Consider the following 1,470-nt stretch of genomic DNA (forward strand, 5'->3'; position numbering starts at 1 on the left):
ACAGCGGAGCTTATCAGTGAAGTTCGTGAAGCAAAAAAACAGGGTCACCCTGAGGAAAAAGAATTGCTAGAAGGGGCGCGCGGTGCAGATTATGAAGGAATCCGCCTACATAGCGTACGCCTGCCAGGGCTGATTGCTCACCAAGAAGTGATGTTCGGAGGATTTGGACAAACATTAAAAATCCGTCATGATTCATACAACCGTGCTTCTTTTATGTCAGGTGTGAAGCTAGCTGTTGATACAGTTATGAACGTAGACACACTTGTATATGGATTAGAAAATATTATTGACTAAGGAGCGAGAAAAATGAAAATCGCCTTAATTGCACATGATAAAAAGAAAAATGATATGGTCCAATTCACAACAGCCTATCAAGCGATTTTACAGGAACATTCGCTGTTCGCAACAGGAACAACAGGCACGCGTATTTCAGAAGCAACAGGTTTGAAGGTTCACCGCTTTCAATCAGGACCGCTTGGAGGAGATCAGGAGATAGGAGCCTTAATTGCTCAAAATGAAATGGATATGGTTATTTTTTTCCGCGATCCGTTAACAGCTCAGCCTCATGAACCTGATATTTCAGCTCTGATGCGCCTATGTGACGTCTATGCGGTTCCTCTTGCAACGAATATGGGAACAGCAGAGATTTTAATTCATGGACTTGAACGAGGCGATTTGCATTGGCGTTCAATTATAAAAAAATAGGGTGAAGATAATGAAAGAAACAATAGATATTCTTGCCTTTGGTGCTCATGCCGATGATGTAGAAATCGGCATGGGTGGAACCATTGCAAGAATGAGTGAACAAGGTTTGAAGGTAGTTATTTGCGATTTGACGCAAGCTGAACTTTCTTCAAATGGAACGGTTGAAATTCGAAAACAAGAAGCGTCCAAAGCTGCTGATGTCTTAGGTGTTCATGAGCGAATTCATCTGCATTTGCCAGACAGAGGTTTGGTTTTAAAGGCAGAGTATATAGCTGAAATAGCATCAGTCATTCGCACGTATCAACCAAGGATTATATTTGCTCCTTACTTTGAAGATCGTCATCCTGATCATGGAAATTGTGCAAAGCTTGTAGAAGAGGCCATGTTTTCCGCTGGCGTTAAAAATTATATCGATTATAAAAAGCAAAAAGCTCATCGTGCTGAGTCTCTTTATTTCTATATGATAAATGGATTTCATAAGCCAGATTTTATCGTAGATGTATCAAGCACGTTTCAAAAGAAAGTAGCTAGTCTAGAGGCTTATGAAAGTCAATTTATAAAAACAGCAGATACGTTTGATACGCCGCTGGTAAACGGATATATTGAAACGGTAGAGAGCAGAGAGCGATTATTTGGCAAAGAAGTCGGGGTAGCATACGGTGAAGGTTTTTTATCTAAAAAACCGATTTTGATGTACGACGATTTAGTAGGTGGAAAATAAATGAAATTAAAAATTGGTATTACATGTTATGCTTCCGTTGGAGG

The 1,470-nt window shown here is 40.1% G+C and carries 3 protein-coding genes; all 3 read left to right on the forward strand.

Going from position 1 to position 1,470, the window contains the following annotated elements:
* Positions 1-294 (forward strand): dihydrodipicolinate reductase C-terminal domain-containing protein (locus AC1DRF_RS27485; protein WP_477742248.1); only part of this gene is annotated, 294 nt, incomplete at its 5' end.
* A 12-nt stretch (positions 295-306) separates the two neighbouring features.
* Positions 307-705, forward strand: a complete 399-nt coding sequence (gene mgsA / locus AC1DRF_RS27490; RefSeq protein WP_013056092.1) for a methylglyoxal synthase — start codon at positions 307-309, stop codon at positions 703-705.
* A gap of 10 nt (positions 706-715) precedes the next feature.
* Complete coding sequence (gene bshB1 / locus AC1DRF_RS27495) at positions 716-1,426, forward strand: bacillithiol biosynthesis deacetylase BshB1 (protein WP_016763451.1); 711 nt, start codon at positions 716-718, stop codon at positions 1,424-1,426.
* Positions 1,427-1,470: the final 44 nt, after the last annotated feature.

It is taken from the genome of Priestia sp. P5_B4, assembly GCF_056400385.1.

Excerpts from the sequence above, each read along its gene's own strand:
- mgsA (WP_013056092.1), top strand. The coding sequence starts at position 307 with ATGAAAATCGCCTTAATTGCACATGATAAAAAGAAAAATGATATGGTC.
- bshB1 (WP_016763451.1), top strand. The coding sequence starts at position 716 with ATGAAAGAAACAATAGATATTCTTGCCTTTGGTGCTCATGCCGATGAT.